General features: G+C 54.4%; 12 protein-coding genes. 4 read left to right on the top strand and 8 right to left on the bottom strand.

What is annotated here, in order from left to right; translation table 11 throughout:
• Nucleotides 1-8: 8 nt before the first annotated feature.
• The gene (locus tag BUB30_RS14840) at nucleotides 9-2,051 is read left to right on the top strand and encodes a hypothetical protein (protein ID WP_073135486.1); all 2,043 of its coding nucleotides are present in this window, start codon (nucleotides 9-11) and stop codon (nucleotides 2,049-2,051) included.
• A 61-nt stretch (nucleotides 2,052-2,112) separates the two neighbouring features.
• Complete coding sequence (locus BUB30_RS14835) at nucleotides 2,113-3,822, top strand: cellulase family glycosylhydrolase (protein WP_073135484.1); 1,710 nt, start codon at nucleotides 2,113-2,115, stop codon at nucleotides 3,820-3,822.
• Nucleotides 3,823-4,217: 395 nt separating this feature from the next.
• Here BUB30_RS14835 and BUB30_RS14830 read toward each other — a convergent pair whose 3' ends face one another.
• The 8 genes from BUB30_RS14830 to BUB30_RS14795 form a co-directional block, all read right to left on the bottom strand.
• Nucleotides 4,218-4,847, bottom strand: coding sequence for a response regulator (locus BUB30_RS14830; protein WP_073135482.1), 630 nt, complete (start codon nucleotides 4,845-4,847; stop codon nucleotides 4,218-4,220).
• A 13-nt stretch (nucleotides 4,848-4,860) separates the two neighbouring features.
• Nucleotides 4,861-7,914: a ligand-binding sensor domain-containing protein gene (locus tag BUB30_RS14825; RefSeq protein ID WP_084138138.1), complete on the bottom strand. Its 3,054-nt coding sequence runs from the start codon at nucleotides 7,912-7,914 to the stop codon at nucleotides 4,861-4,863.
• A gap of 111 nt (nucleotides 7,915-8,025) precedes the next feature.
• On the bottom strand, nucleotides 8,026-10,161 hold the full coding sequence (locus BUB30_RS14820) for a fibronectin type III domain-containing protein (RefSeq protein WP_073135478.1): 2,136 nt from the start codon (nucleotides 10,159-10,161) through the stop codon (nucleotides 8,026-8,028).
• Nucleotides 10,162-10,165: 4 nt separating this feature from the next.
• A complete protein-coding gene (locus BUB30_RS14815; RefSeq protein ID WP_143164936.1) occupies nucleotides 10,166-10,693 on the bottom strand; it encodes a hypothetical protein in 528 nt (175 codons plus the stop codon).
• An 8-nt stretch (nucleotides 10,694-10,701) separates the two neighbouring features.
• Nucleotides 10,702-16,191, bottom strand: a complete 5,490-nt coding sequence (locus tag BUB30_RS14810; protein WP_073135474.1) for a hypothetical protein — start codon at nucleotides 16,189-16,191, stop codon at nucleotides 10,702-10,704.
• Between the two features lie 34 nt (nucleotides 16,192-16,225).
• Entirely contained in the window at nucleotides 16,226-17,926 is a 1,701-nt protein-coding gene (locus BUB30_RS14805; RefSeq protein ID WP_084138137.1) for a hypothetical protein, read from the bottom strand.
• 15 nt (nucleotides 17,927-17,941) lie between these two features.
• Nucleotides 17,942-19,285, bottom strand: coding sequence for an IPT/TIG domain-containing protein (locus tag BUB30_RS14800; protein WP_084138136.1), 1,344 nt, complete (start codon nucleotides 19,283-19,285; stop codon nucleotides 17,942-17,944).
• Between the two features lie 164 nt (nucleotides 19,286-19,449).
• Nucleotides 19,450-20,631: a cellulase family glycosylhydrolase gene (locus tag BUB30_RS14795; RefSeq protein WP_073135470.1), complete on the bottom strand. Its 1,182-nt coding sequence runs from the start codon at nucleotides 20,629-20,631 to the stop codon at nucleotides 19,450-19,452.
• Nucleotides 20,632-21,113: 482 nt separating this feature from the next.
• Between BUB30_RS14795 and BUB30_RS14790 the strand changes: the two genes are divergently transcribed.
• Entirely contained in the window at nucleotides 21,114-23,669 is a 2,556-nt protein-coding gene (locus BUB30_RS14790) for an XrtN system VIT domain-containing protein (RefSeq protein WP_073135468.1), read from the top strand.
• On the top strand, nucleotides 23,666-25,021 hold the full coding sequence (gene xrtN, locus BUB30_RS14785; RefSeq protein WP_073135466.1) for an exosortase N: 1,356 nt from the start codon (nucleotides 23,666-23,668) through the stop codon (nucleotides 25,019-25,021). The genes BUB30_RS14790 and xrtN overlap by 4 nt, the downstream gene beginning before the upstream one ends.
• Nucleotides 25,022-25,242: the final 221 nt, after the last annotated feature.

Here is a 25,242-nt window from a genome sequence, read left to right as displayed (position 1 = left end):
TGAAATTTATGAACAAGCTTATCAAAATATTTACCCTATGCTTTCTCGGGTTGCTGGCCTATGCCTGCTCCCCGGATGAATACAAGATGGGGAACGTGGATGTGGCATCGACCGACCTGGTGGAAGGCATTGCCTTCAAGATCGAGCACGATGCCGCGAACCCCAACATTGTATACCTGACCAGTTTGATGGACAGCCGCTACACGCCGTTGTGGGATCACCCGCAAGGCAGAAGCCAGGCCAACAAAGTAACGTTGAAGATCCCGTTTGCCGGAACGTATACCGTGAAGTTTGGCGTGCAAACCCGTGGAGGAGCCATCTACGGCGACCCCGCGACGTTCACCGTAAACAGTATGTATGCGCCTTTTATCAGCGACCCCATGTGGACCATGATCTCGGGTGGTGCCGGAAAGGAAAAGACCTGGTACCTCGACCTGGACAAGGATGGCCTCTCCCGTAAATTTTTAGGACCCATGTATTTCTTCCGAAGCTGGTACACCTGGGATGGCTTGCACACCGCCGGTGGCGACAACTATCTCGATGCCGCTACGTGGGATTGGACCAAAGCGATATTGCCCACAGTGGATCGCGAAGGCGACAAGGCATCGGGCGCACCCAAGCCCGGCGTACAGGCTTGGTACTGGACCGCCGATTGGAAAGGCAACCAGTGGATGACGGCCGCGGCCGATTTCGGTACGATGACATTCAATTTGAAAGATGGTGCCGGCGTAGATGTCGATCAGGCAGCGTATGGTCTTGGCCTGCACAACGGTTCTTACCTGCTCGACACCGAGAACAAAATGATCAAGTTTACCGATGCCCGTCCCTTGCACGATTCCAACCGCGACGGCGACAACGTGGATTGGGCCAACGTCAGGATTTTATATCTGAGTGATAATTTCATGCAGTTGGGTGTTGTTCCCAACGCCGACGATGCGGCCATGGTGGTATACAACTACATCTCGAAAGATTACCGCGACAATTGGGTGCCGGGTGAAGTGGTAGAGCCCGAGCCTCCCTACGATGGCGAAGCCAATACCGACCTCACGACATCGACCTCCACGAAGAAAAAATGGACCATGTCGCTGAACACGCCTTACAATTGGACTGGGTTGGGCGGAAACTTTTTGAACAGCTGGACCAAGCCGGCCGACTACACGGCCACCGGTTGGGCGCCGTACGACGCCTCGCTCATCTCGAACATTTCGATGACGCTGGACAAGACCGGCGCCACCACCGGATCATACACATTCACCGACGGAGCAGGCAAGCCGATCTCCGGTACATATTCGGTTGACGACAAGAATAACATCACGTTCGACAAAGCCATATCGTTTGCCGTATCGGGATGGGTATCGCTGGCCACCACGGCCAGCAACCAACTGCGCATCATCAAAGCCGAACAGGATGCTTTCGGCACCATCACCGCCTTGTGGCTCGGTCAACGCTCGGCCGACAAGGATGAGTACATGGTGTATTGCTTCGAACCGGGAGGCGCTGCGGCGGCCGATCCGGCAGCAGCCTGGAAAAATGCGCTGGCCGGCAAAACCTTCAAGCCGGACGTGAACTGGTTCGTAGACTGGATGAACTTCCCGCCCGATTTCACCGGCGGTTGGACCTCGGCCAGCACGTTTGGAAATGACTACACGTCCAACACCTGGGTGTGGGACGCCAACGTGAGGGCTGTAGCCGAAAGCGCTACCTTGAAATTCCGGCTGGAGGGCAGCAATCTGAAAGTAGACCTGGCCCAAACCAAAAATGGATCGGCCTACACGGCCACGGGCGACGTAACGATCGACCCGACCAATAAGATCCTCAATATCAGCATCCCGCTCGTCGATTATGCGGGCACCGCAGCCAGTTGGTTGAACACCACCGATCCCAAGGCATTGACCGGGAATGCAAACGACTGGTATTTTGTTTCGCACGGCGGCTCTTCGCTGGCCACCATCGATACGAACGGACTTTGGCTGGGGGTGATCTCCAACTCTACCGCGGCGGGTGATGCGAAAGATGAAGTGCTGGGATTTCACTACGTGGTAGTGCCTTAAAAATTTAAATTTCATTCGCAGGGAGGAGTGTAAAACTGCTCCCTGCTTTTATTTACTGACTATGAAAAAGATTCACGCTGCCTGGATGTTTATGGTGTGCCTGCTGGCACTGGTGTTGTCTTGTGCATCCAGCGATCCTGACCCTGCTGCCGAACTGGTGATCTCCACCGACCAGTTGGAGCTTTCCAAAGACGGCGAAACGAAATCGTTTCACATCAAGGCCAACACCGACTGGACGCTCTCCAGCGCTGCGGCATGGTGCACAGTCACGCCCACCAGCGGGCAGGCCGGTACGATTAAAATTGATGCCACCGCCGCAAAAAATGAAACCGCGTCGGAGCGAAGCGCTGCCATCACGGTAACGGCAGGTGGACTGTCGAAACAGATCACCATCACACAGAATGCAGCGGGCTTGCTCACCGTGACCCAGCAGGAAGTGTCCGTGGCGGTCGGTGGTCAGCAAATTACCATTCCCGTTCAGAGCTCGGGCACGTATGCGATCGCCATCGATGAAGATTGGATCACCACGGCGGCGGGCAGCACACTGGAAAATCCAAAGTTTGACGTGGCGGCCAACGCAGCGCTGCTCAGTCGCGTGGCTACGGTCACGTTTTCTCTCAATAGCCTGACACAAGTGGTCACCGTCACACAAGCCGGACAGCCCTTGACGATCGACGCCGACAACGCCGGCATGGCCAGTGACGCCATGACACTCGCACAAAAAATGAAAGTGGGGTGGAACCTTGGCAATACCCTGGAATGCACCGGCGTGACCAATGGCGTATACACGGCAAGCGAAACGATGTGGGGAAATCCCAAAACCACGAAGACGCTGATCGACGGTGTGAAAGCGGCGGGGTTCAATGCCGTGCGCCTTCCCTGCGCCTGGAGTGGCTACATCGAGGATGTCACCACCTATCGCATCAAAGATGCCTGGCTGGCCCGCGTGAAAGAGGTGATCGACTATTGTGTCGACAACGACATGTACGTGATCATCAACATCCACTGGGATGGCGGCTGGCTGGAAGAACATCCGCTGTACGCCAATCAAACGGAAGTGAACAAAAAGCAAAAAGCATTGTGGGAACAGATCTCGGTGTACTTCCGTGACTACGACGAACATTTGCTTTTCGCGGGAACCAACGAGGTGCATGCCAACTATAGCACACCCACGACGGAGAACATCACCGTACAACAATCTTTCAATCAGACGTTCGTCGATGCCGTGCGTTCGACAGGCGGAAAAAATGCGTGGCGCAACCTGGTCGTGCAGGCCTATAACACAAACATCACGTTTGCCAGAGACTACATGACGATGCCCACGGATGCTGCGGGCACAAGCAACCGCTTGATGGCCGAAGTGCATTTCTACGATCCCTATGATTTTGCACTCGATGCCAGCAGTTCAAAATATCTGTGGGGCGCCGACTATGCCGGCAACGCCAACACGTCGACCTGGGGACAAGAAGCCTGGGTAGACGAGGCCTTTGGTATTGTGAAAACCAAATTTGTCAACAACGGCATCCCCGTCATCCTCGGCGAGTATGCTGCCATTTTACGCTCGGGTCTTCCCAACGGATTGGCCGACCACATCAAAGCCCGCAACCACTATCTCAACTATGTGACGAAGACCGCCAAGGCCAACGGCATGGTGCCCTTCTACTGGGACGCCGGCGGTACAGGCGATAATAGTACGGGCTTGTTCGATCGATCTACCGGACAGATCGCGCACAGCGATGCGGTGGATGCGATTGTGTCGGGAGCGAATTGACGACGCTGGAAAACTTGATTCAAGATAACGAGGCTGTCCCGGAAGGGCAGTCTCTGTTTTTTGTGGCGCGACCTAGTCTCACCTAGCCGGCCTTTGACGCGACATAGCCTTGTGTGTGGTCAGCGCTAAATCCCACGGCGAGGAGTTACCTTTAACCCTGGCCTAAAGGCCAGGGTTATTCTTTTTGTGAGTTAGCATTTAAGCTGAAGGGTTCAATCGTTTCCCAAGTACACCTATGTACACGTTAAGTATTAGAAGAACGGTTCGGAACTGAATAACCCTGGCCTTTAGGCCAGGGATAAAGACCCCTCATTCAGACGGGCTTTAGCCCTGACCTCTCTCGCACGACCCATCAACCCGCCGCGATAGCACACGATCAGCGCAGCTCAAAAACACTAGATGATCTTCTCCCGTATCGCTTTCGCCACTGCCTCCGGCCCGCACTGAACATGCAACTTCTGATAGATATTTTTTAAATGGCGTTTCACCGTCTCGGGCGAAATGGAAAACTCCAGCCCGATCATGCGATACGAAAACCCACGCGACAAAAGTTGAAGCACTTGTTGCTCGCGGGGTGTGATGTGATATTGTTCGCCGGTTTCTTTTGGTTTATGAAACACCGTCAGCACCTTTCGTGCAATGCCCGGCGACATGGGTGCGCCACCTTCCATGACATCGCGGATGGCGAACATGAGTTGAACATAGGTGTCGCGCTTCAACAGGTAGCCATCGGCGCCGTTGCTGAGGCAGGCGAAGAGTTTGTCGTCGTCGTCAAAGACGGTGTGCATGATCACCTTCACGGTGACATCGATCTCTTTGATCAGCTTCACACCTTCGATGCCGCTGCACCCGGGCATGTCGATATCCATGATGACCACATCGGGGCGCTCGGCCTTTATTTCGGCGCGAACATTTTGACAATCGCCATAGGTCCCCAACACCTTGAAACCGTCGGTGGTGCTGATGAGCATCTCCAGGACGTCCCTGAGTTTTTCGTTGTCCTCATAGATCGATACCGCTATCATAATACAAAGGAAGCTACTGGCCGTTCATTTTCAATACCCCTTTTGGGTCATGCTGTTTCAGGGGGAAGCGCAATACGATGCGCGTGCCTTTCCCGGGTTCCGAATGGATCTCGATGGTTCCCCGCAACTCGGCGGCCCGTTCCTGGAGGTTGTAGATGCCGTTCCGGTCGGGGCGCGCCTTGGGGTCGAAACCCTGGCCGTTGTCCTCGATGGCGAGCAACAGGGTTTTGTGTTCGATCGAGATCGAAACCGTGGCATGGGTGCACTGCGAATATTTCACCAGGTTGTTCACCGACTCCTTGAACACGAGATAAACGTTGCGCCGCTGCTCCATGGTCAGGCTGAGCTGTTCAATATATTCAGGGATGGTGAATTGGTAGTTGATCTGCTTGGCCTCAAAGAGTTCGGACGAGTAGCGCGTCATGCGGGCGATGAGGCTGGCCAGCGCATCGTTCTTGGGGCTGATGTTCCACACAATGTCGTCCAGCGAACCGCTGATGTGTTGCACCTCGTCCACCATGCGCTCCAGGAAGGGTTTGGAAGGATGCTCGCCACCCAGTTTGTTCTGGGCCAGCGCGCCCATGATGCTGATGCTGCTCAGCGACGAACCGAGCTCGTCGTGCAGGTCGGCCGAGATCCGGTTGCGGATGTATTGCAGGCGCAGCAACTGGTTGATGCGATAGCGATACAAGGCATACAAGATGGCGGCAATGGTCAGCACCACCAGCGTCCGGAACCACCACGTTTCATAAAATGCCGGCAACACCGTGAGCTGAAGCTTCACCTCGTGCGGACTCCAGTTGCCAAACGCGTCGCCTGCCTTGAGGTGAAGGGTGTAGCTTCCCGGGTTCAGGTTGGTGTAATACGCCTGGTGGTTGGCATTGGTGTAGTTCCATTCCTTTTCAAATCCCTCGAGGGAATAAGCGTATTGGTTGTCGTGTTGCTTGCGAAAGTTGAGCGCCACAAAGTCGACAGTAAAAGAATTGTCCTCGCGGGCCAGCGTGATGGGCGCGCTAAAATTAATGTACTGCTCTTTTTCATGGATCTTGAAACTGCTGATCGCCAGCGGCGGCGGGTGGATGGGCTCCAGCAGCTGGCGCACGTCGAGGAAGTTGAATCCATTGGTCTGGCCGACAAAGAGCAGATTTTTGTCCGCGCTGGTAAACAGCCGCCCGGCGCTGTTGTTGCTGAACAGGCCATCGTTCACCGTGAACCGCAAGGTGCGTTTCAACGCGGGGAAGATGCAGTACAGTCCTTCGTAGTTGCCCATCCAGATGTGCCCGGACCGGTCTTCGGCCAGGCCCCGGTTTTCGCGATCGTAAAAGCCGTTGGCGGTGGTGTAGATCGCGGCGATCTTGCCCGCGGCATCCAGTTGCGTGAGGCTGCCCCAGCGCGCCACCCACAGGTTACCCGCACGGTCTTCCAGGATGGAATTCACGGCGTGATCGGGAATAGAATCCGGCAATACATTCGCGTCCAGCGCGGCAAACTGATTTGAATTTTCGGTGGTTTGAAACAAACCTCCATACGTGCCCAGCCATATTTTTCCCTGCGGGTTGCTGACGATGCTCATGAGCAGGTTGTTGTTTTTCAAAAGGTCGCGCTGGGTGGCGTCGCTCCACGGTGTCACATCTTTTTGAGTCTTTTCATCCAGGATGTGAAGGCCCTCGTCGGAGTTGCCCAGCCAGAGATGGTCGTGCGGATCGAAGAAGCCGTACATAAAGAACGGCACGGAGAAATAGGTGTTGGCCAGCACGCTGAGCGGCGGCGTAACAAATTTTTCTTTTTCGAGATGGTATACCAGGATGCCGGGTCGTGTGTAGTCGAGGCGGTCCGTCCCAATCCAGAGCGTGCCGTCTGCGCGTTGCGCCATCCACCGCGTTTCGGCCGTGGCTTCGCGGGGGAAGGCGATCAGCGCATAAGTACCCGAGGCCATGTCCCAGCGCAACACCCCCGTGTGCGACAAGCCGAGATAAAAAACATTTTCATATCCTTTGCGCTGGTCGGCCAGGATCACGTTCACATCCACCGGCCAATGCACGAGGTCTTTGGGGAGCGTGTGGCCCTGGAAAAGATTGCTGCGCGGGTGATACTTCACGATGCCCCGCGAGGTGCAGATCCATACAATGTCGTTTTGGGTGTCGCGATAGATGTCGTTCACTTCAAAGGGCTCGTCCATGATGCCGGAAAAGAAGTAGAATTTCTTTTGCCCGGGCCGGAAGATGCCCACAGTTTGTTCGTTGCCGATCCAAAGGACACGGTTCCCGAATTCATCGGTTCCTTCTTCGACGCAACGCACTTCGTTCTTGCGTTGCCCGGTAGCAAACATCTGGCGGGTCCCGGTGCGGGTGTTGTATTGGATCAGGCCGTGGTCATAGGATCCGATCCACAAGAAGCCGTCGCGGTCGGCATAGGCGGTGTTCAGCAGCAGTTGTTCGCGGTTCGAGGGGTCTTTGCAATCCACGCCCCACACGCAGACCATGCTGTCTTTTTGCGCGTCGTAGCGAAACAGCCCGTTGTCGCGGCCAATAGCCCAGAGGGTATGGTCGGCATCTTCCACGAACGACGCTTTGATCCACACAAAGGTGGTTTGTTTAAAATCATAGTGTTTCACCTTCCCGGTCTTCAGGTCGATGCGGTTCACGCCCCGGCGGTCGCTGAACCATCCTAAACCTTTCGAATCAATAAAAAAGTCGCCCGTCTGTTTGTCGGGCATGTGGGGCACCGGCTTCATCGTTTTTCGCAGCGAGTCGATCCGGCAAACGCCGTTGAGGTCCGATGCCAGCCACAGGGTGTTGGCGTCGTCGCTGGCGATGTTGGAAACAAATTTTGTTTCGGGTGTTAAAAAGCTTTTGAACGTCGTGCCGTCATAGCGCACGGGACACAAGCGGGTGCCAAACCACATGAACCCGGAGCGGTCGCGCGTCGCCGACAACACGGTGTTGCTCGGCAATCCGTCGCGCGAGTTGAGGGTTTCAAACCGGAAGGCGGGCAGCTGCGCCCGGCAGGGAAATACCCCTAGCGCAGCGATCCATACGAACAAGCATGACAAAGCAGTCCGTGTCATTCATCAGAGGGGTTTGGAGGACTCTATCAAAGATAGAACTCCTCCCCCTCTGGTCCTAGAAATACTCCCCGGCTGGGAGCAATTTAGGTTGACGCGAGAGAACCCAGCCCGTCATTTTATTTCCACTTTCATGTTTTTTGTGATCAGCGACTGGCCGCCGTCTTTATAGATCGCTTTGACGGCATACTCATACGTTCCTTTCAGCACCTGTGTATCGGCAAATGCATACTTGTCGCCGGCCACCTGCTGATACATTTCCAGCCCGCCGCCGTTGAACGACCGGTAGACCAGGAAGTAATAGTCGCCCTTCGCCGGATACCGCCAGCTCAGGCCCACCGATTTTTTGTCAGTGCCCACCTTTGCCACAAAGCCTTCGATCTTTTGCCGCACGCCCGAATCGTATACGCGCACTTTCAACGGGAATGAACGTTCGGAGAAGTTTCCATCGTCGTCACTGGCGATGAGGCTGTATTCATACCAGGTCTGTTTTTTTACTTTGGTGTCGGTGAACCGCGTGGAGTCCTTGGCGAGGCGGGCCACTTCGGTCCATACACCACCGAGTTCGCGTTTGTAGAGTGTCTGCCCTTTGGCGTCGGCGCTGTTGCTGGGTGCCCACGTGAGTCTCACGGTCGTATCGGAAACCACAAAGTTGAGGAACACCGGCGCCACGGGCCGCACCTTATCGGGTTTCTTCAACTCCAGGATGTCGGAGTAGGGGCTGGGGTTCCGGTTCTTGTCGAAGGCCACGATGCGATAATATATTTTTTCCGTCAGCGTATTCAACGCCAGGCTGTCGGTGAACGTGGAGTCGGCGATGAAGTTTCGTGTGATCGGAATAAACGTGTGATCCTTCGCGTTGGCTTTGTAGACGAGATAACCCATCAGGTCGCGTTCTTTGCCGAGGGTCCACTTCACGTGAACAATGCCGGTGGTGTCGATCCTTCCCAAAAGGCCGGCCGGTTTTAGTGGCGCGATGGTGTCGATCATGGTCACATAGGCGGGAATAGAAATGCCGGCGTTGCGGGCCGTATCGATGGCCGACACCACGTAGTAGTTTGTGCCCCAGGGCACGGCCGTGGTGTCGGTGTAGGTAACGCTCTCTTTACCCAGCGGCTTCATCGTGAGCGGCGCAAACGGTCCGTTCATGGATTCGCCGCGGCCGATCATATACCCGGTGAAGTCGGGTTCACGCGTGGACTTTTGCCAGGTGAGCTTCACTTTTCGTTTGCCCAGGTGTTGGGCCACTACTTGCAGCGGAGGCGCCGGCGCGGTTTTGTCGACACCCATCACGGGCATCGCAGGCGAGGGCTGCCCCAGGTCGCCAAAGGGCGTGATGCCGGTGATGCGATAGAAGTATTTTTTATAGTTCTGTTGAAGAGAATCCGTAAAGACGATCTGGTCGTTCGCCTGGCCCCGGCCCGACATGGGTTGCACGAACGGTTTGTTGTTTCTCCGTTTATAGGTCCTGCCACCATCGTCGGAGCGCTCGATATAATACGCAGAGAAGTAAGCATTGGAAAACGTCCGGCTCCAATGAAAAGTCACCTTGCGGTCTTCCTCTTTGTAGCGGATCTCCGGCATCGGCGCCATCGTCTGCGACTGGTTTGTGTTGATCAGCACCGCGGCCGAATCGGACTTCACCACGCTGGGGTTCGTGAGGGCGTGCACGGAATACAGGTAAGTCTTCCCCCTCTGCGCGGTCTTATCCACAAAACGAAGACCCAGTCCCTGCGCCACAAAAGCGTTGTTGTCGGCGATCAGCAGCGCCATGGAAAACCGGTTCTCCTGGTCATATTTTTGATTGAACGCCGCACCGAGATCCACGTCGTTTGTCTTGCCGCGTTTGTCCGGCTTAAAGGTGGGAATGTTCGACTTGCCGTAGAGCAACGTCGCGGCCACGGCGGCCGTGGTGTCGGAGTGACGCGCCCGCGCTTTCCATTCGGCGAGCGTCCACGGTTTGATCGGTGCAGCATTCAATTTTTCACGCACGGGCCGGGTCGTCATTTTTGGGGTGATCTCCATGCGTTCGATCACGTACCCGGCGTCGTTATACGCTCTCCACAGCAAGGGATCGGAGGGAGCCCAACGCAACACGACGGAGTCGCCGTAATATTTGCCCATCATGTGAACCGATCGTTCATAGCGTACCGAATCGATGGCCTTCTGCTTTTGAGGCGTCGCCGGCTTTTGAGCGTTTGCAAGGTGCTGGGCAGCCAGCAGGATGAGGAGGATGGCAATCGTTCTCATGATCTTATTTTTTTATCAACATGGTTTTCGTGTGAATGGGGGCGCCCGTGTTGGGCTGTGCGAAATCTTCCGGGTCGTGATAATACGGACGCGTCTTGCCGATGTAGTTGAAATTCAATTTCAGCGTGAGGGGCGCATACGTGGAGAGCGGAACAAATTCGTCGTTCGCCAATGACGATAGCGACGGATAGAGCCCGGCCAAAAGCACGTCCCAGAAATGATTGTCGATAATGTCGGCGGCACGGCTGCGAACGTTGATCCATTCGAGCGCGTTCACCGAGGCGATCTGGTAGCTGATGGTGATCGTCTTGTCGTATCGCCGCATCAAGTCGACAATGGGCCTGCCCAGTGACGATGAGCTTTTTTCATAGATCACCGACGACTCACCTTCATAGCTTTTGTTCACGAGCGCTGCCGCGGATTGCATCACCATCGGTTTTGTACCAACGCCTGCGCTGAGTTTCAGTTGAGCCAGGGCAGGTAGGGCAACCAGGGCCATGGCGACAGAGAGAATGATTTGAAAGGTTTTCATAGCGTTTGTTATTTTAACATGATCATTTTAGTAACCACCGACGTGCTGGCCGCCTCGTTGGCATAGGTCTTAATGTATTGCGAGACGACTTGCTCATGGATCTCCGCATTGGTCAGCGCGGGATCGACAGACCCGACGGAGAAGTCGATCGGGCGCGACGCAGGTTCAAAGAAGGCGATCTCCTCGAACGGCGTGCCGAAAGAGCGGATATAGCGCGGACCCAATTCTTCCGTGTAGCCACCGTAGTAAACTTTGGCCCAGGGTTCATAGAAGGCGTGACGCGTGTGTTCTTCCGACCACCGGTTGCGCGGCTTGGCTTCCGACACCACCACGAGCGGACCGATCTTGTAATAGTTGTCGGTTTCAGTGCCGGCAAAAATGTAGGTGAAGCCACGCATGTCGAACACATCGAAACCTTCGCTCATGCCATATTCGGCGGCATACAATTCCAGGATCCCAAAGGCATCCTTGCGCGCTGTCGACGACACTTCAGAGTGCGACAGCTTTTCGGCCAGCGTGTTGTACTTGCTGGTTTTAAAATAATATTTATAGATCGTCACATCCGGTACCTTCTTCATGGAAAGCTGCACACCCGTTAGCGCACTGCTGTGGACGTCCATAAAATTGTAACTGCCCAGGTACTTGTTTTGCGTTTCGTGGGTGAAGTTGCCACTCATCAGCGTCGTGCCCTTCATGCCATCAAGCTTTTGAATACCGGCACCGCCCGCGCCCGCGGCTGCCAACACGGAGGGAGCCTTGACCCGTTTTATCAACTTGAACTCGATCAACTGATCGTTGGGTAAGGTGGGAATGGAAAATGACAAACCATAGGAACCCAAAGACGCCACCGGCACTTCCAACGTTCCGGTCTGGACACCGCCTTTGTACGACGTGAAAGATGCCAACAAGACGTAGTTTGGATTGCTCATCAGGCAACCCACGGGTTTGGTGAGCTCAATATATCCGGAGGTGGATTCCTTTTGCAAGAGATAGCGCTGCCGGTTGATCGGATAGCTGGCCAACACGGCCCCGTTGAGATCTTCCGGACATTTATCGGTGGTGAAGTCGATGGTTCGCTCTTCAATCACCAGGTTGCCTTTGAACGTGCAAGGTTTTTTGGTGGAGCCGATGATCTCAAAGGCTTGCAGCTTTACTTTGATGGTGTAGGAGGTGAGCTCGTCGAACGCTGCCTGCGTATAGATCGTAGCCAGTCTGGCGCCATCCGAAAGCCGGAACGTGCGGTTGATATCCTTGCTGCAAAAAACTTCACCCGTGCTCTTCTTGATCACATCAAATTGCTGCAGATCTATCCGGAACGTTCGGTTCACTTGCACACCTTTGTCGTTGAGCATGGGAATGACGAACTCGGTTTCTACGGGATAATTGAAGGCGGTCTGCGGATCGGCCAGCACCGAGATTTTGTTTCCGACGGGACTTATCTGGCTGATGATCGGTATGCCACCAAACGGACTGTACTCCGGCACACAACGACTACCCACCTCTACGTGGAAGTTCATATGACCCGATATCAGTCCACCCAACACGTTGTATTCGCCATGAAGCCATCCGTCGAACCACGTAGGGTTCGGGATACCCATCGTCATGAGCGCCGCAGCCTTCACTTCGGCGACGGCAACATTGCCGGTAAAGAACCATTCGTCCACAAAGAGGCCGAACGCGAACTCGGCCCACATGTACAGTTGACCGTTGGCATACCAGCCATTGATGCCCGGCTCTTTTGCCGCATCACAACCTTCACTCAACTTTCTCAACGCGATATCGAAACCGATGCCCGCGCCAAGCCGCATATAGAAGATCAGGAAGCGCAAGTCTGCCGGTCCGTAACTCATGCTGGCACCAAAGGCAAGGCCTTCGCCCATACCCATATCGCCCGTGCGGTTTCCGCTATAGCCTTTGATTTGATCAAGCACTTGTTGGGGTGGAGGTGGCACGCCAGGGATGTCGTGGTTGCCCATCATCAGATAGCCGTCGTAGTTCAGGAACTTCACCAGGCTGAGTCGTATCCGGTCCGAAGGCTCGCCCACTTTGAAGAACCATTGACTTTTGCGGGCGTCGATGTTGAGGTGGACAAATCCATGACCGTCGATGACATCGACCAGGTTCACGTTCACACCCACCATCGCGTCGAATATATCATTGGCAAAATCGTAGCGGATCAAGCCTCTGCCTTTTACAAACGCCTTATCCGTTTGCATCAAAGGACAGATCATGGCGGCATCGATGTCGATGCTCATCGACACAGGGGCCATGGTGCTGGTGTTCACAATGGCCTCGAACGTGCCCGACGCCTGGAAAGAAGAGCCATCACTCACGCCCATGATGATGGTGGCTTTGAAACCCGCGCGGTCGGCCGTGGGTACATACGTATTGGCAAGTGGCGGCGGACCTGCGCTGTAAAAATCTTTTGGATTGAGCACGGGCTTTTGACTGAGGTTGTAAAACACCCCACCTCCAAAACCGAAGATGCTGATGGGAATTGGTCCACCCACCGCTATACCGGGTGGCGGCAACTTGAACCGGGCATCGACATACCAATAGTGGAACGATTTGCTGCCAAACAACACTTGCGCATCCGCTTCAAAACCGGAGAACATAACGGCTTTCAAGCCGCCGCGAATGCCGCTGCCGAACTCCTTGTCGCCATCAAAGAAAGCAACGTCGCCTTTCACGTTGACAGGACCGACCGTTCCTTCGAGGCTGATCGCCTTGGGGTCCACTTTGTCGTACTTCCAGTCGGGTCGCTTGCCGTTGAAGTCGAGCTTACCCAGTAAATCGAAGCTGAACGACGCCTTGGGCATCAACGCGATGTTGCAAAGCTCCACGTTCATCGTGAAACCGATACCCGCTTTCGTTCCGGAAAGGACCGGCTTGATTTGCTCTAAGCCTATGTCAAAACCGCCAAGCGACTTGTTCGGACTGGCCAACCCGGCATTGAACGTTTCGATGCTGAGGTAAGGCGCCACCGTCTGAAGCTTCAGCCCCTGAAATTCCATGGCCTTGAAATTGATATTGGGTAGCGGCGACAGGTTGGTAATGATGTCCATACTTCCGTTGAGCGTGGCGGCCGCATAAAAATCTTTTCCTCCACCCGCGGTCACCAGAATGTTCGACGTGTTGGCCAGCGTGAACTGCGAATACCACATGGGCACTTCGAGATCGTTCTTCGGCTTGATCACAAACTGAAATTCCAGCGAACCCGCGGGCTTGCTCAAGGTGGAGGTATAATCCAGTTGACCCTTTGGATTGCCAGCGTTGGAGCCGGAGATGGGAAGCACCAGCTTGCCGTTCATGCCGCCCGATACAAAGGAGTTGTTTAGAAAGTTTACACCGATGTTGTCTACCGAATAGTACCATCCGCCTAAGTCACCATCGCCAATAGCCAACACGTTGGTGGCGTTCACCGCGCCGCTCAGGCCTTGGGTATCGATGATCAGGTCTTTTACGGCGGTGGTTATCGGTGGCCCGCCCGACGCTTTTTTAATGATCGCCGGGAGTTCAACCGTCAGGTTGGGAAGATAGAACCCGTTCCAGTCGGGGGTGGAAATGTTCGGCTTGGCGGCGATGACCGGCATACCCACCGGGTTGGATGAGGATGAGTGATCATAAGTGCCACTGCCCACCAGGCTGAAACCAAAATCGGTGCTGCCGGCCAGGTAGAATGGATCGATGTCCACTTTCGCCATCCAGTTGCTCCAGGTAATGGCACTCGCCGTGAGCGTCGCTTTTACCGGGCTCACCATATCCGATTTTTTCACCAGCATGCCGGCCGGGAAAGCATACTCGGCTTGAATGCGAAGTTTTTTGAATCCGTCCTTATCGAACACCACATAGGTTCCGGAATCCAAGGGATTGACGGGCATCGGAGCGACGCCCTTGAGCTTCATATTGATAGGAGCAATGTTGAAGTCGCTCGAAAGATAGAGTGTGCCTTGGCCGCATAATCCGGCATTGTCCATGCAAACCGATTTTGCACCCAACGCAATTTTTGTGGCGCCGTCGGGAATGTTCACCACCGTAGCGGCCTCGAAGGTAGCTTGCATCGGTGTAAACGTCGCACCGGTGATGGCGATCACCGTGCCGATGCCGCCGATGGTCTTGTCAAGCCCCAAAGGCATTTCAAAGCCCGCGTTGTCGATGGCGGCATTGATGTTCGAAACCAGTTGCTTCACGTTGGCCTTGAAATATTCGTCAAGCTTCTGCGCATCGCTGGAGGTGAATGGGATCGACTGGATGTTTGGCGCAGGGACGGCCGGGATAAAGTCGACATCGCTTTTCACTTTTGCTTTCACCGTGCCGCTGATGGCCTGGTTGGAAGCATTCACCTGCAGGTCGGCGAACTCCACCAGGATCGGGATGAGCTTGCTGTTGATCATCGGGAAGTTGATCTTGCCGCGTCCCTTCAGCATGCCGGCTTGTTCGGTGGCTTCCAGCACCGTCATCTCGAATTTTCCGACGGTCACTTTGCTGCCGACAATCGCTTTGGAATTGTCCACACCACCGCCGGGCACGGCTTCCTGGCAACTACACACCAACGGGCCCATGGCGTCCATCACCTTGAAGGCTGCGAGGTTCGGAAATTTGTTGGCAGGCGCTTCACCAAAAGTGAACGAACTCACTTCGCTTCGACCCTCGTTTCTGAACACCGTGCTCCGGAAGGGATCGATCGCCGTGACCATGAAAGCATATTTTCTTCCGGCGATCAACGTAGGTTGCGCGGGACCGAAAAGAAACGCATTGCCGGTCACCGTCTGTTCAAAAAACGGCGGCGTCGTGGCCGACTGCATGGCGTCGTTGATGTTGCGTCCTTGCGTGAGAATCTCCACGATCTTCAGCTTGAACTGAGTAGACGGCGGTGCACCGGCCGGAAAGCTCCAGGTGAACAACACGTTCTGCGGCGCAACGGAACGCACCACCTCATCGGCATAGGGCCTGATGAGGTAGGGCGGTTCCAGGTTGGTGATACGGAAGGCATTGCTGCAACCCATCGGCTCGTCCACCGACAATGGGACCTCCGGTTGATTGTAATCATACGCTCGCGCGCAAATGCGATAGGTGCCCTCGGGCAAACCATTGCCTTCGCGCAAGGCCGCCACCGACGTGCCGCGAACCTCGACCTTGTCGATGTCGAACAAACTGCGGACCGCCATCGCATCCAGCTGCAAGGTCATCCCCGCGGGAAGATCGATCGGCCGCGGCGAACGGTACTGGCGCGCGGCATGGATCTCGATCCCATTTTCACCGATGATCGACCCGCGCAGTTGCAGCGACACGGCCGACTGACGATGTGACTGCAACGTGATGATGATGCGCTCGGGATGTTTTTCATAATCATCGATCTTGGTTGAATAGGGCGGGGCTACCATCACGGTAACGGTAACATCATTTTGCGCCTGGCAATACGTGGCCAAAGCCACCAGCCAGAGCACGGCGACGATCAAAACGACCGCGCGGGCACGAACCTTCACAGGAATAGACATATGAAAAGGTTGTTTAGATTTTGAATTCATTTTCTTAAAAATTTACAGCGTATGAAACCTCACCCCGGAACTCGCTAAAACGTGTGCTCTCTTTACTGCGCTCGTGGGGAAAGTTGCCGATGTAGTTGATGTTAGTGCTAAACGTGTGTCGTTTGCCGGGCCGGTAGGAACATTGAAGACCGTCGTTCAGCAACAAATTCTTTTGTCCCCCGGAAAAAGATTGAAGAATGGCCACCGACAATCCCACCGAAAGTTTGTTGTCCTTCAGGTTCTTGCTGCCCCCGAGCGTGATGCCCTTGTTCCCCGTTTCATTTCTCGCCATGGTGAGGTGAGCCGAATTGAGGTTGATATAGAGCGTCAGGTTTTTGGGGACGAGCATGATCTGGTAGTTGAAAAACATGTTCACCGAACTCAGGTCGTTGTTCATTCGCGGAGACGCATTCAAGTCCTGCAGGGTCATGCGGTTCCATGAAAGCAGGAAGGTGTGCGTCACGTTCTCCTTCGGGATAATGTACCGCGGCGTGATGCCGATGGTCCCCGTGGTTTGTGTGATGAGCAACGTGTCGGCCACGAACACTCTTCCGGGTTGTTGTTTTGTCGAGAAGTTGGTGTAGGTAAAGTCCACGCCGAGGTTGTCGGTAATGTTGGCCGAAAGGTTGGCCGAGCCGATCACCCGCTTGCTGGTCGATTCTTTCTGGTTTTGAAGATTGTCGCGTTGCAACCCCAGGCTGCCCGCGAAATGAAGCTTCCGCTTGAGCACCGAGAAACTGGGCGCGATGGTGATGTTCTCCAGGTCGTTGTTAAAGAAATAAGACCCCATGGATTTGAAATCGGGATCGACGCGCTTGTATTGAACTTTGATGGTGAGATCATTCCGGCGATACCCAACGGCGAAATTGTAGGCGCTGTAAAATTCCGTGGAGCCATTGATGTGGATGAAATTCCCCAATGTATTTTTCAGAATATCCGGAATGGAATCGATCTTGATATGCGAACCCAAGTTGATGGTGTAGTAACTGAAACCTGCATCGCCTTCTACAAATACGCCTTTGTACGAAAAGGCACCGCTCACACCAAACACCACATTTTCGGCCGGCGACACCCGCGAGGTCACCTTTTCAGAATAATGAACACTGGTGCTGTCGTCTTTCGCTTTCATCATGCTGAAGTCGATAAAGTTGTTTCCCTTCCCAACCCCGATCTTCGCCGCATAACCACGCCGCGTATACTGGAAGGGATCATACGTTCCCGATGTGGTGTCCACCGCCGTAGCGCGGTTAAGCCGCCCATACATAAAACCGATGCGCAGTATCCCTGGAGTTAACTCAACACCTGCACCAAGAATGGTATGACCAGCCAACGTGTAGGGTGAATAGGTAATGTTGCGATACCCGGCGTGAAGCGTGATCCATTTATACCGCGGACTCAACCCGAACTGGTTGAACGGTTGGCGGAATGAGCGCTCTTGTTCGCTGTACACAAAATAGAAAGGGATGGTCACGCCATACAACGTCAGCGTGGGCGAGCCGGAGAGTACGTATGAAAAAGGTTTCCTCCGGTCTTGAATGCCCTTGGCCGAATAGAACAACATGCGCGCACTGGCACTTCCCGAAAAGGTCACGGGCTTTTGCTGCGCGATGTTCTCCAGGTCCTGGGCATCGACCGCGAGGTGGGCCGCCAGCATGCCGACCACCACCAACGAGGCTATTGCGAATTTTTTTATCAGCGTTTTCATGAGGCAGGCGTTACGTCAATTCACATCCACGCGCACCAACTGGTAGTCGGTGCCAGTGTACAAGGCGCCGTCCAGCATGATCAAATAGCCCGTAAAGGGAAAATGGACGTTCTCACCAATGCCTTCGCGCGGTCCATTGGCATCGGCACCACCGGCCAACGCGCTGATGGTGTTGTCGGCGGCAATGGTGAGGATCTTGGTCCGGTCGGTCAGGTAGCTTCCGCTGCCGCGAACATAGGCGCTGCAATACAGGTTGCCCTCGGGGCCGAGCGCGATACCTCCCAGGGAAAGGGGAACATACGGTTCACTGGAACAGCCGTAGCGCGCTTTGGTTTCGTCCAGGAGGGTGCTTACCATATTGTCGCTGTTGGAAATTTTTCTCACCCGGGCAGGTTCGTAGGCTTCGGTCAGAAAAATGTTGCCATCGTCGTCCACGACCAGGTCGCGTACAAAACTAAAAGTGGCTTGCAGGGCAGCACCGTCTTTGCCGCCGTGTTCGCCCGTGCCGGCGAGGGTGGTTACATTTCCAACCTGATCATTCGCATCGGGCGTGATCATGCGCACCCGTACATTGCCTTCATCGCAGACATAAAGATTGTCCTGCTTGTCGATGAAGAGGCCCCGGGGCCGGTCGAAGAATGCGGCGTTGCGCGGACCATCGAGATAGCCGGGCTGGGGTTGGCCGTATTGAAAATTGTCGACACCCGCATACAGGCTCACATATCCATCGGGCGCGATCATGCGGATGCAATTGTTGCCCGTATCAGAAATATATACGTTGCCTTTACTGTCCACCGCCGCATCCGAGGGATAGTTGAACAAGGCAAAGCCGCCCGATCCATTAAAGTAACCGGGCGTGTTGCCGGCCCTTCCGCCACCGGCGACGTAGCTGAGCACACCGGTCGAAGAACGCTTATAGACGCTGTTCAAGGGCGCCCGAACGACGTAAATGTTTTTTTGCGCATCGGCCGCCAGGCCATCCATCTGAAGATCGTTCGAAGCGATGGTCACCAACCCGGTGGGCAGATACGTAAAGCTTGGACCTGTGGCCTTAGCCTTGTCGATCACCACCGACACAGCGCCCGAACCAGCACGTGCCGGCACGATCGCCGTGATGTAGGTGGAAGAGGCCAGCAACACGGCCGCCCGGTTTCCATTGATGAGGACCGTATTCTTCGAAGTGATGTCACTGAAATCTTTTCCGGTGATGGTAAGGGTGTCGCCCATCCGGCCGCACGCCGGCGAGATCTGGGTGATCGAGTGGCGCGGCGGCTCGTCGCTGAATTCATATTCATGTGCGCACTGCTGTGACACAGCCGACACAATGAAGATCATGGAGGATGCTATGAAGGATTTCATTTTTTTGAGGGTCTTGAAGTAGTGTAGTACAGACAATTGATTTCCACGAAGAGAACTTTGGCGTTCTTTTCACAAAATAGATCCCCGGCCCGGGGCACAAGGCCCCGGCGGAAGACTACATTTCGCTTAACAGTGGATCAAAAAATAAACTTACTACGGTTGGCCTATTGGCAGACGAACCCGTTTTGAATGTAAGTGCTTTTCACGGCCGTGTTCTTGATGCTGTACGCACCCGTGATCACCGCATCTTTGGCCCAGGCATTGGGGTCGTTGGGGGTGATCGCCTGCACCGATGCATAAGTGCCATTGGTCGAGATGTCCATCGTGGGACAAAGCACGACGGGATCTACATTATAATAGCCGTTACCGGGACCCCATTCCCACAACAACCAGCCGATGTTGTGCTTGGCAGCTTCGGTGAGGATGGATGCATAATCCACTGCGCCTTCGGCCGAGCAACCGTAGTATTCGGGGACATTGTCGCCGGGATAACCACCAAACGCACAAACTTCACCCAGGATGAGCGGCACACCTGCCGAAGCAGCCGCGTTGAGCTGACCGGCAATGAATTGCGGGGTGGCACCGTCTACCTTCGACCAATAGGGATGCGCCGAGAACAGGATGTTGTGCTTCGGATCGTGACTCACCAGCCCGGCGGCGATGGGCACAATCAGCTCCAGGTTCTTGCCGCAGTCGGGTGCATCGATGATTAACGGTGTGTTGATGCCGGCCGTCCGCAATGTTGTGATGGCTGATTTATAGGCGGTCTCAAACTGGGGTGCGGTCACCGAATAGTCGCCTGCCTCGTTCGCGATGTTCACCAACAGAGCATGCTGATATTTTTGCACCAGCGCAACCACCGGCGCGCTCGACCAGAAATTGACCAGGTCGTTCAGTCCGTTCAGATTGCAGGTGGCTTCATGCATCTCTACAATAGGGATCATTTTTTCCTTGATGCAATTTTTGATGAGCGCTTCCAGGGTCGTCAGGCTCGTGGCCTTGCCTTCGCTGTTCGTCTTTTGCCACACGATGCGCACACTGTTGGCGCCTGTCTTGGCGATCTCTGGAAAATACACCGCGCCCTCCGGATCGTTCTCGTCAAACACGCTCATTTTGTTCAGCCCTTTCAGGATCACCGCGTCGCCGCAAGGATCCAGGAGGCGCGTGCCGTCGACCGTAAATGTTTTGGATGATGTGGGGTCGGGGTCCGGGCCCCCGCCCTCGTCGTCCTTACACGAATACAAAAGGACGACGACCAGAATCAGCGCCAGTATAGCCGCAGCATACAGGGCTTGCCCGCGTACCCGGGAAGACCAATTCGATTTTTTTACTAAAGCCGTTTTCATAGACATGAGAGTTTTTTTTCTTATGTAAATCAACGATGAAATCGGCCGTCAGGCAATGCCCCTTTTGGGGAAGCCAACGACAGGGAGGAGGTTTGGGGTGGTGAATGACACGGTGGGGGGATGAAATGAGGGGAAATACAGGAGTCAGGAGCCAGAATTCAGGAGTCAGTAGCTAGTAGTCAGTAGTGAGTAGCCAGTAGTTTAGGATCACGCGGTGTTCTGGTGGGAATGTCGTGCGATAGCGCCGATATGGGGTGGAGGAGGTCGGGCGTGGTTTTTTTTTGAGGTGGCGGTCGGAAACCGGAATTAACTAGGCTGGAGGCAGGAGTTTGGGAATAAGTGGTTTTTGGAGGGAAGGTTGTTGGGAATATTCAAATGTGGGAAAGTTTAGCGTTCGGTGATATTGGAGGTTGGGGTTGGTTTGTTGGAAAATTTCATTTTACTTTGAAACACAAAGTACTTTTAAACCGTTTAGCTTTCGTATGACAACAGACCAGCAAACCATCGGCGTCAACCCCAGGGTAGGGGTCGACGGCACAACCCTACTACTACAGCGCGATCCTTTTCTCTTGCTTGGATATGTCTTCCTGGCGGCATCCTGTTTTTTTTATTTGCTTTTTGAATTCACACCCCGTGATGGCGACAACTATACCTTCGAGGTGTTTTTCTGTCATTATATTCTAGCGTTGGGCTATGCGGGATTCTTGATCTATAACAAGGCGTATGGCATCCGGGCCAGTTGGCGAAAGGCGAATATTCATAAAACGGTGGTGCTGTTGAATTTGTTTCTCGTCAGCGCCTTTGCCCTGAACCGCGAGTATGCCGTGTTTGAAACATCGGCCAATTGGTGGAGCGTTTACCTGGTAATCTCGTCGATGACGTTGATGAGTTTTCAATATTTCGAGCGGCTGCCGGCGTGGGCAAACAAGATCCAGTTTGTGCTGCTGGGCGCTGCGCTGGTGGTCTATCTGTATGCCATGGTGTTCACCGCCAGCTACTACGCGTTCAGTTGGATAGGTCTTTTGTTTTTCGGGATCGGCGGACTCATGTATGTGCCCGTCTGCTTCGTGGTGTTGGTCATTGCCCTGATCAAACACTATCATAAACAAGTGAACGCTCCGGCGGCTTGGATGATCGCCGGTGTGTTGATGCCCCTCTTGTTCACGGCCGCTTTCATTTCGGAGTGGAGCCGCCGCGTGGATGAGATCGCAAAGGTCACGAACCAATCGGTCATCGCTCCGGAGACCGAACTTCCGCCCTGGGTGAAAGCCGCACAGACCCTGGAAGACGATTGGATGACACGAAGGATCCTCAAATCCGATTTGGTCTACACGACGGCAAAAGACAATTTTTTAGGACTCGACGTGCCGCGCAGAGGGGCGTGGGACGAGCAACGCAAACACGACCCGCTGGTGCTGGTGGCCACCGCCATCAAAGAGTGCACCCTGCCGGCCGAAGAACGCCTCCGCATTCTGCAGGCCATCACCAAGTCCAGACACCAGGCGGAAGAACGCCTCTGGTCCGGCGATAATCTCACGACGTCCTACATCGTCACCGACGTTGACATCTACCCGGATCTGCAACTGGCCTACACTGAAAAATATCTGAACGTGAACAACTCGGGAAAACGAGGTTGGCGCAATATGGAGGAGGCCATCTATACCTTCCAACTTCCTGAGGGTTCCGTGGTCACGTCGCTGTCGCTCTGGATCAACGGTAAAGAAGAGAAAGCGATCCTCACATCAAAGCAAAAAGCAACCGAGGCCTACACCACCATCGTCGGTCACGAGAGCCGCGACCCGTCGGTAGTACATTGGCAGGAAGGAAATAGAGTGTCGGTCCGCGTCTTCCCTTGTACGCCGGACGAAGAGCGCAAATTCAAGATCGGCATCACCTCACCGCTAACACGACAGCAAGGACAAATCGTCTACAAAAGTATTCTCTTCGAAGGCCCCAACGCCGAAGATGCCCGCGAGACCACCCGCGTCACCTTCATCGGCACGCCACCGAAAACAGAGTTGCCAAACCGTTTCAAAAAGAACGACAAAGGCGACTATATCTCCGAAGCCCGCTACAACCCGGAACTGTCCATAGGAATGGAAGCGACCCCGGTAAAGACCGCCAACACCTTCTCGTTCGACGGCTACAGCTATTCCCTGGAGCCTTACACACCCACCTACGACCCCTACAAGGCCGGCGCCATTTACCTCGATATCAACACCAGTTGGACGCCCGACGAAGTGGAGGCTTTCAAAGCCCACCTGGGTGACAATCTTTACGTTTTCTATGACGATGCCTTTGTGAAACTGAACGAGCAAAACTGGCCGATCGCAGAGACGTTGCAGAAGCGTGCCTTCTCCTTGTTCCCATTTCACTTATTGAGAAAAAAGAATACTCCCCTGGTGGTCACCAAAGGAAATGCATTCTCGGTGCACCTCAGCGATTTCAAAGACAGCCCGTTCGCCGTTCGCCTCAGCAAATTTTTCGCATCGGGAAAGCGCGTCCATGTTTACAATTTGGGCGAAACAGTATCGCCCTATGTCGGGTCCCTGCGCGAATTCCGTGCCTTGCAATTTAGCGAAGGATCCCTCGAAGAATTGTTCACCTTGCTGGACAAGCAGCAATTTCCCACACTACACGAAACGGAAAACAGCATCGTGCTCCACGACGCCGATCTCCAGCTCACCCGGACGAAGTCCGGCGACAATCCTCCTCCCAACTCAGCTCCCGATCACCTGGCTCGCCTCTTTGCCTACAACGACATCATGCGACGCGTCGGTCCCGGTTATTTCAAGGAAGATTTTATAAACGAAACCCTGGTCGAAGAGGCGTCTAAGGCATACGTTGTGTCGCCGGTGTCGAGCCTCATCGTACTGGAAACGCAAGCGGACTACGATCGCTTCAATATCCACGGCCTGAAGAATAGCCTGCAAAATGCGGCCAAGGATTCGTCCGGCGCCGTGCCCGAACCACACGAGTGGGTACTGATCATTCTATTTGCTGCTTTTGTCATCTACCTCAAAGTGCGACGCGCATGACACTCGCAGTGCTGGGCACGATGGTACAAAACGCTGGCACCCTGAGCCGTCAACACCTGCTGTTGATCTTGCTTACGGCTTTGGGCCTGTGTGCAGGGTGCGTGGGGCTGCCCTTCACCTACATCACCGTGAGCAACTTTGTGATAGGGCTTGTGTTGCTGCCGTTTGTGATCATCCGCCAAGGACCCGCGCGCATCAACATGTATTATCTCTTTGGCCTGCTTCTTTTTGGTTGGCTGGCCCACCTTTACCTGCTCAAGATCTTTTTCTTTCTCATGGTGGCTAGCTTCCTCTTGCTGGTTTGGGAGGCTGTGACGGGAAGACTGAACACCATCATCCTGTTCCAGGTCGCGTTGATGTCGCCCGTGTTTCTCCAGGTCACCGCCATCCTGGGTTTTCCCATCCGCTTGTGGCTGAGCCAGTGCGCGGGAGCGATTTTACAGCTGGGCTGGAATGTTCAGGTGGAAGGCAACCTCATGATCGCGGATGGTTTTCAGTTTGCTGTAGACGAAGCCTGTATGGGACTGAGCATGCTCAGCTTGTCCATGCTCATGGGCGTGTTCGCCGTTGTGCATCACTACAGGAAAGAGAAAAGAACCTTGTCGCTGGGATGGCTCATCGTGTTCTTTGCCGCCGTCTTTGGATTCAATGTGCTGTCAAACCTTTTTCGGATCGTCATGCTGGTGCTCTTCAGGATCCTTCCCGAAAATCCGCTGCATGAGATCTTTGGAGTTCTTTGTTTACTGCTTTACGTCATGATGCCGTTGTATTACTTGGCCAGAACGTTGGTACAGAAATTCGGGAAGCCATTCGAACAAGCCGCCACACAAACTGATACTCCCGCCCGGTCAAGACTGCTGCTGGCAGCATTGGGCATCCTTGTCTTATCGACAAGCTTCACCATCCGCCCCGAAGGCGCCGAGTCTTCCATTCCCCACGCATTCGTAAAATTCAAAGACGCAAAAGGCGCAGAACTAAATGGCGGCATCACCAAATTGACAACCGACGACCTCCTGGTTTACGTGAAGACCATCCCCGAATTCTTCACCGGCGAACACACACCGCTGCTCTGCTGGCGCGGAAGCGGATACCAATTCAAAAGCATCCGCAAAGCGCGGATCGATCAACACGAAATTTACAAAGGCGTTCTCTCACGCGGCCACGAGAAGCTGTACACAGCCTGGTGGTATACCAACGGAACCCTGGTCACGATCGATCAATGGGAGTGGAGAAGCCGGATGGTGAAAGACCAAGATCGATTTGCCCTGGTAAACGTGACGGCGAAAGACGAGCAGGTGCTGGATCGGAAGCTGAGGGAGATATTCGAGGGCAGTTTGATCGTTCGGCTGTGACGTTGATCAGTAGCTAGTAGCCAGTAGTTGTGTGGGTGTGGGGATAGGGTGTGGGTGAGTGTTTTAAAGTGAGAAGCGCGTGGAATGGGGATCTCCGACTCGGGAAATTTTTACTGAGGTTAAGCACTAGCGTCAAAATTTCAGGAGACTTGAGTATGTGTGGAGTGTGAATGTGGGACCAGGAGAGCAGAACCGCGATTTCTTACTCAAGGAAATTTTCC

Source organism: Chryseolinea serpens, assembly GCF_900129725.1.
In the GTDB taxonomy this organism is placed as follows: domain Bacteria; phylum Bacteroidota; class Bacteroidia; order Cytophagales; family Cyclobacteriaceae; genus Chryseolinea; species Chryseolinea serpens.
Note: the sequence above shows the minus strand (reverse complement) of the source record. Positions and strands in the feature narration are given on the sequence as shown.

Coding starts and splice junctions, on each gene's coding strand:
- BUB30_RS14835 (WP_073135484.1), top strand. CDS start 2,113: ATGAAAAAGATTCACGCTGCCTGGATGTTTATGGTGTGCCTGCTGGCA.
- BUB30_RS14820 (WP_073135478.1), bottom strand. CDS start 10,161: ATGAGAACGATTGCCATCCTCCTCATCCTGCTGGCTGCCCAGCACCTT.
- xrtN (WP_073135466.1), top strand. CDS start 23,666: ATGACACTCGCAGTGCTGGGCACGATGGTACAAAACGCTGGCACCCTG.
- BUB30_RS14800 (WP_084138136.1), bottom strand. CDS start 19,285: ATGAAATCCTTCATAGCATCCTCCATGATCTTCATTGTGTCGGCTGTG.
- BUB30_RS14790 (WP_073135468.1), top strand. CDS start 21,114: ATGACAACAGACCAGCAAACCATCGGCGTCAACCCCAGGGTAGGGGTC.
- BUB30_RS14795 (WP_073135470.1), bottom strand. CDS start 20,631: ATGAAAACGGCTTTAGTAAAAAAATCGAATTGGTCTTCCCGGGTACGC.
- BUB30_RS14840 (WP_073135486.1), top strand. CDS start 9: ATGAACAAGCTTATCAAAATATTTACCCTATGCTTTCTCGGGTTGCTG.
- BUB30_RS14805 (WP_084138137.1), bottom strand. CDS start 17,926: ATGAAAACGCTGATAAAAAAATTCGCAATAGCCTCGTTGGTGGTGGTC.
- BUB30_RS14815 (WP_143164936.1), bottom strand. CDS start 10,693: ATGAAAACCTTTCAAATCATTCTCTCTGTCGCCATGGCCCTGGTTGCC.
- BUB30_RS14825 (WP_084138138.1), bottom strand. CDS start 7,914: ATGACACGGACTGCTTTGTCATGCTTGTTCGTATGGATCGCTGCGCTA.
- BUB30_RS14810 (WP_073135474.1), bottom strand. CDS start 16,191: ATGTCTATTCCTGTGAAGGTTCGTGCCCGCGCGGTCGTTTTGATCGTC.
- BUB30_RS14830 (WP_073135482.1), bottom strand. CDS start 4,847: ATGATAGCGGTATCGATCTATGAGGACAACGAAAAACTCAGGGACGTC.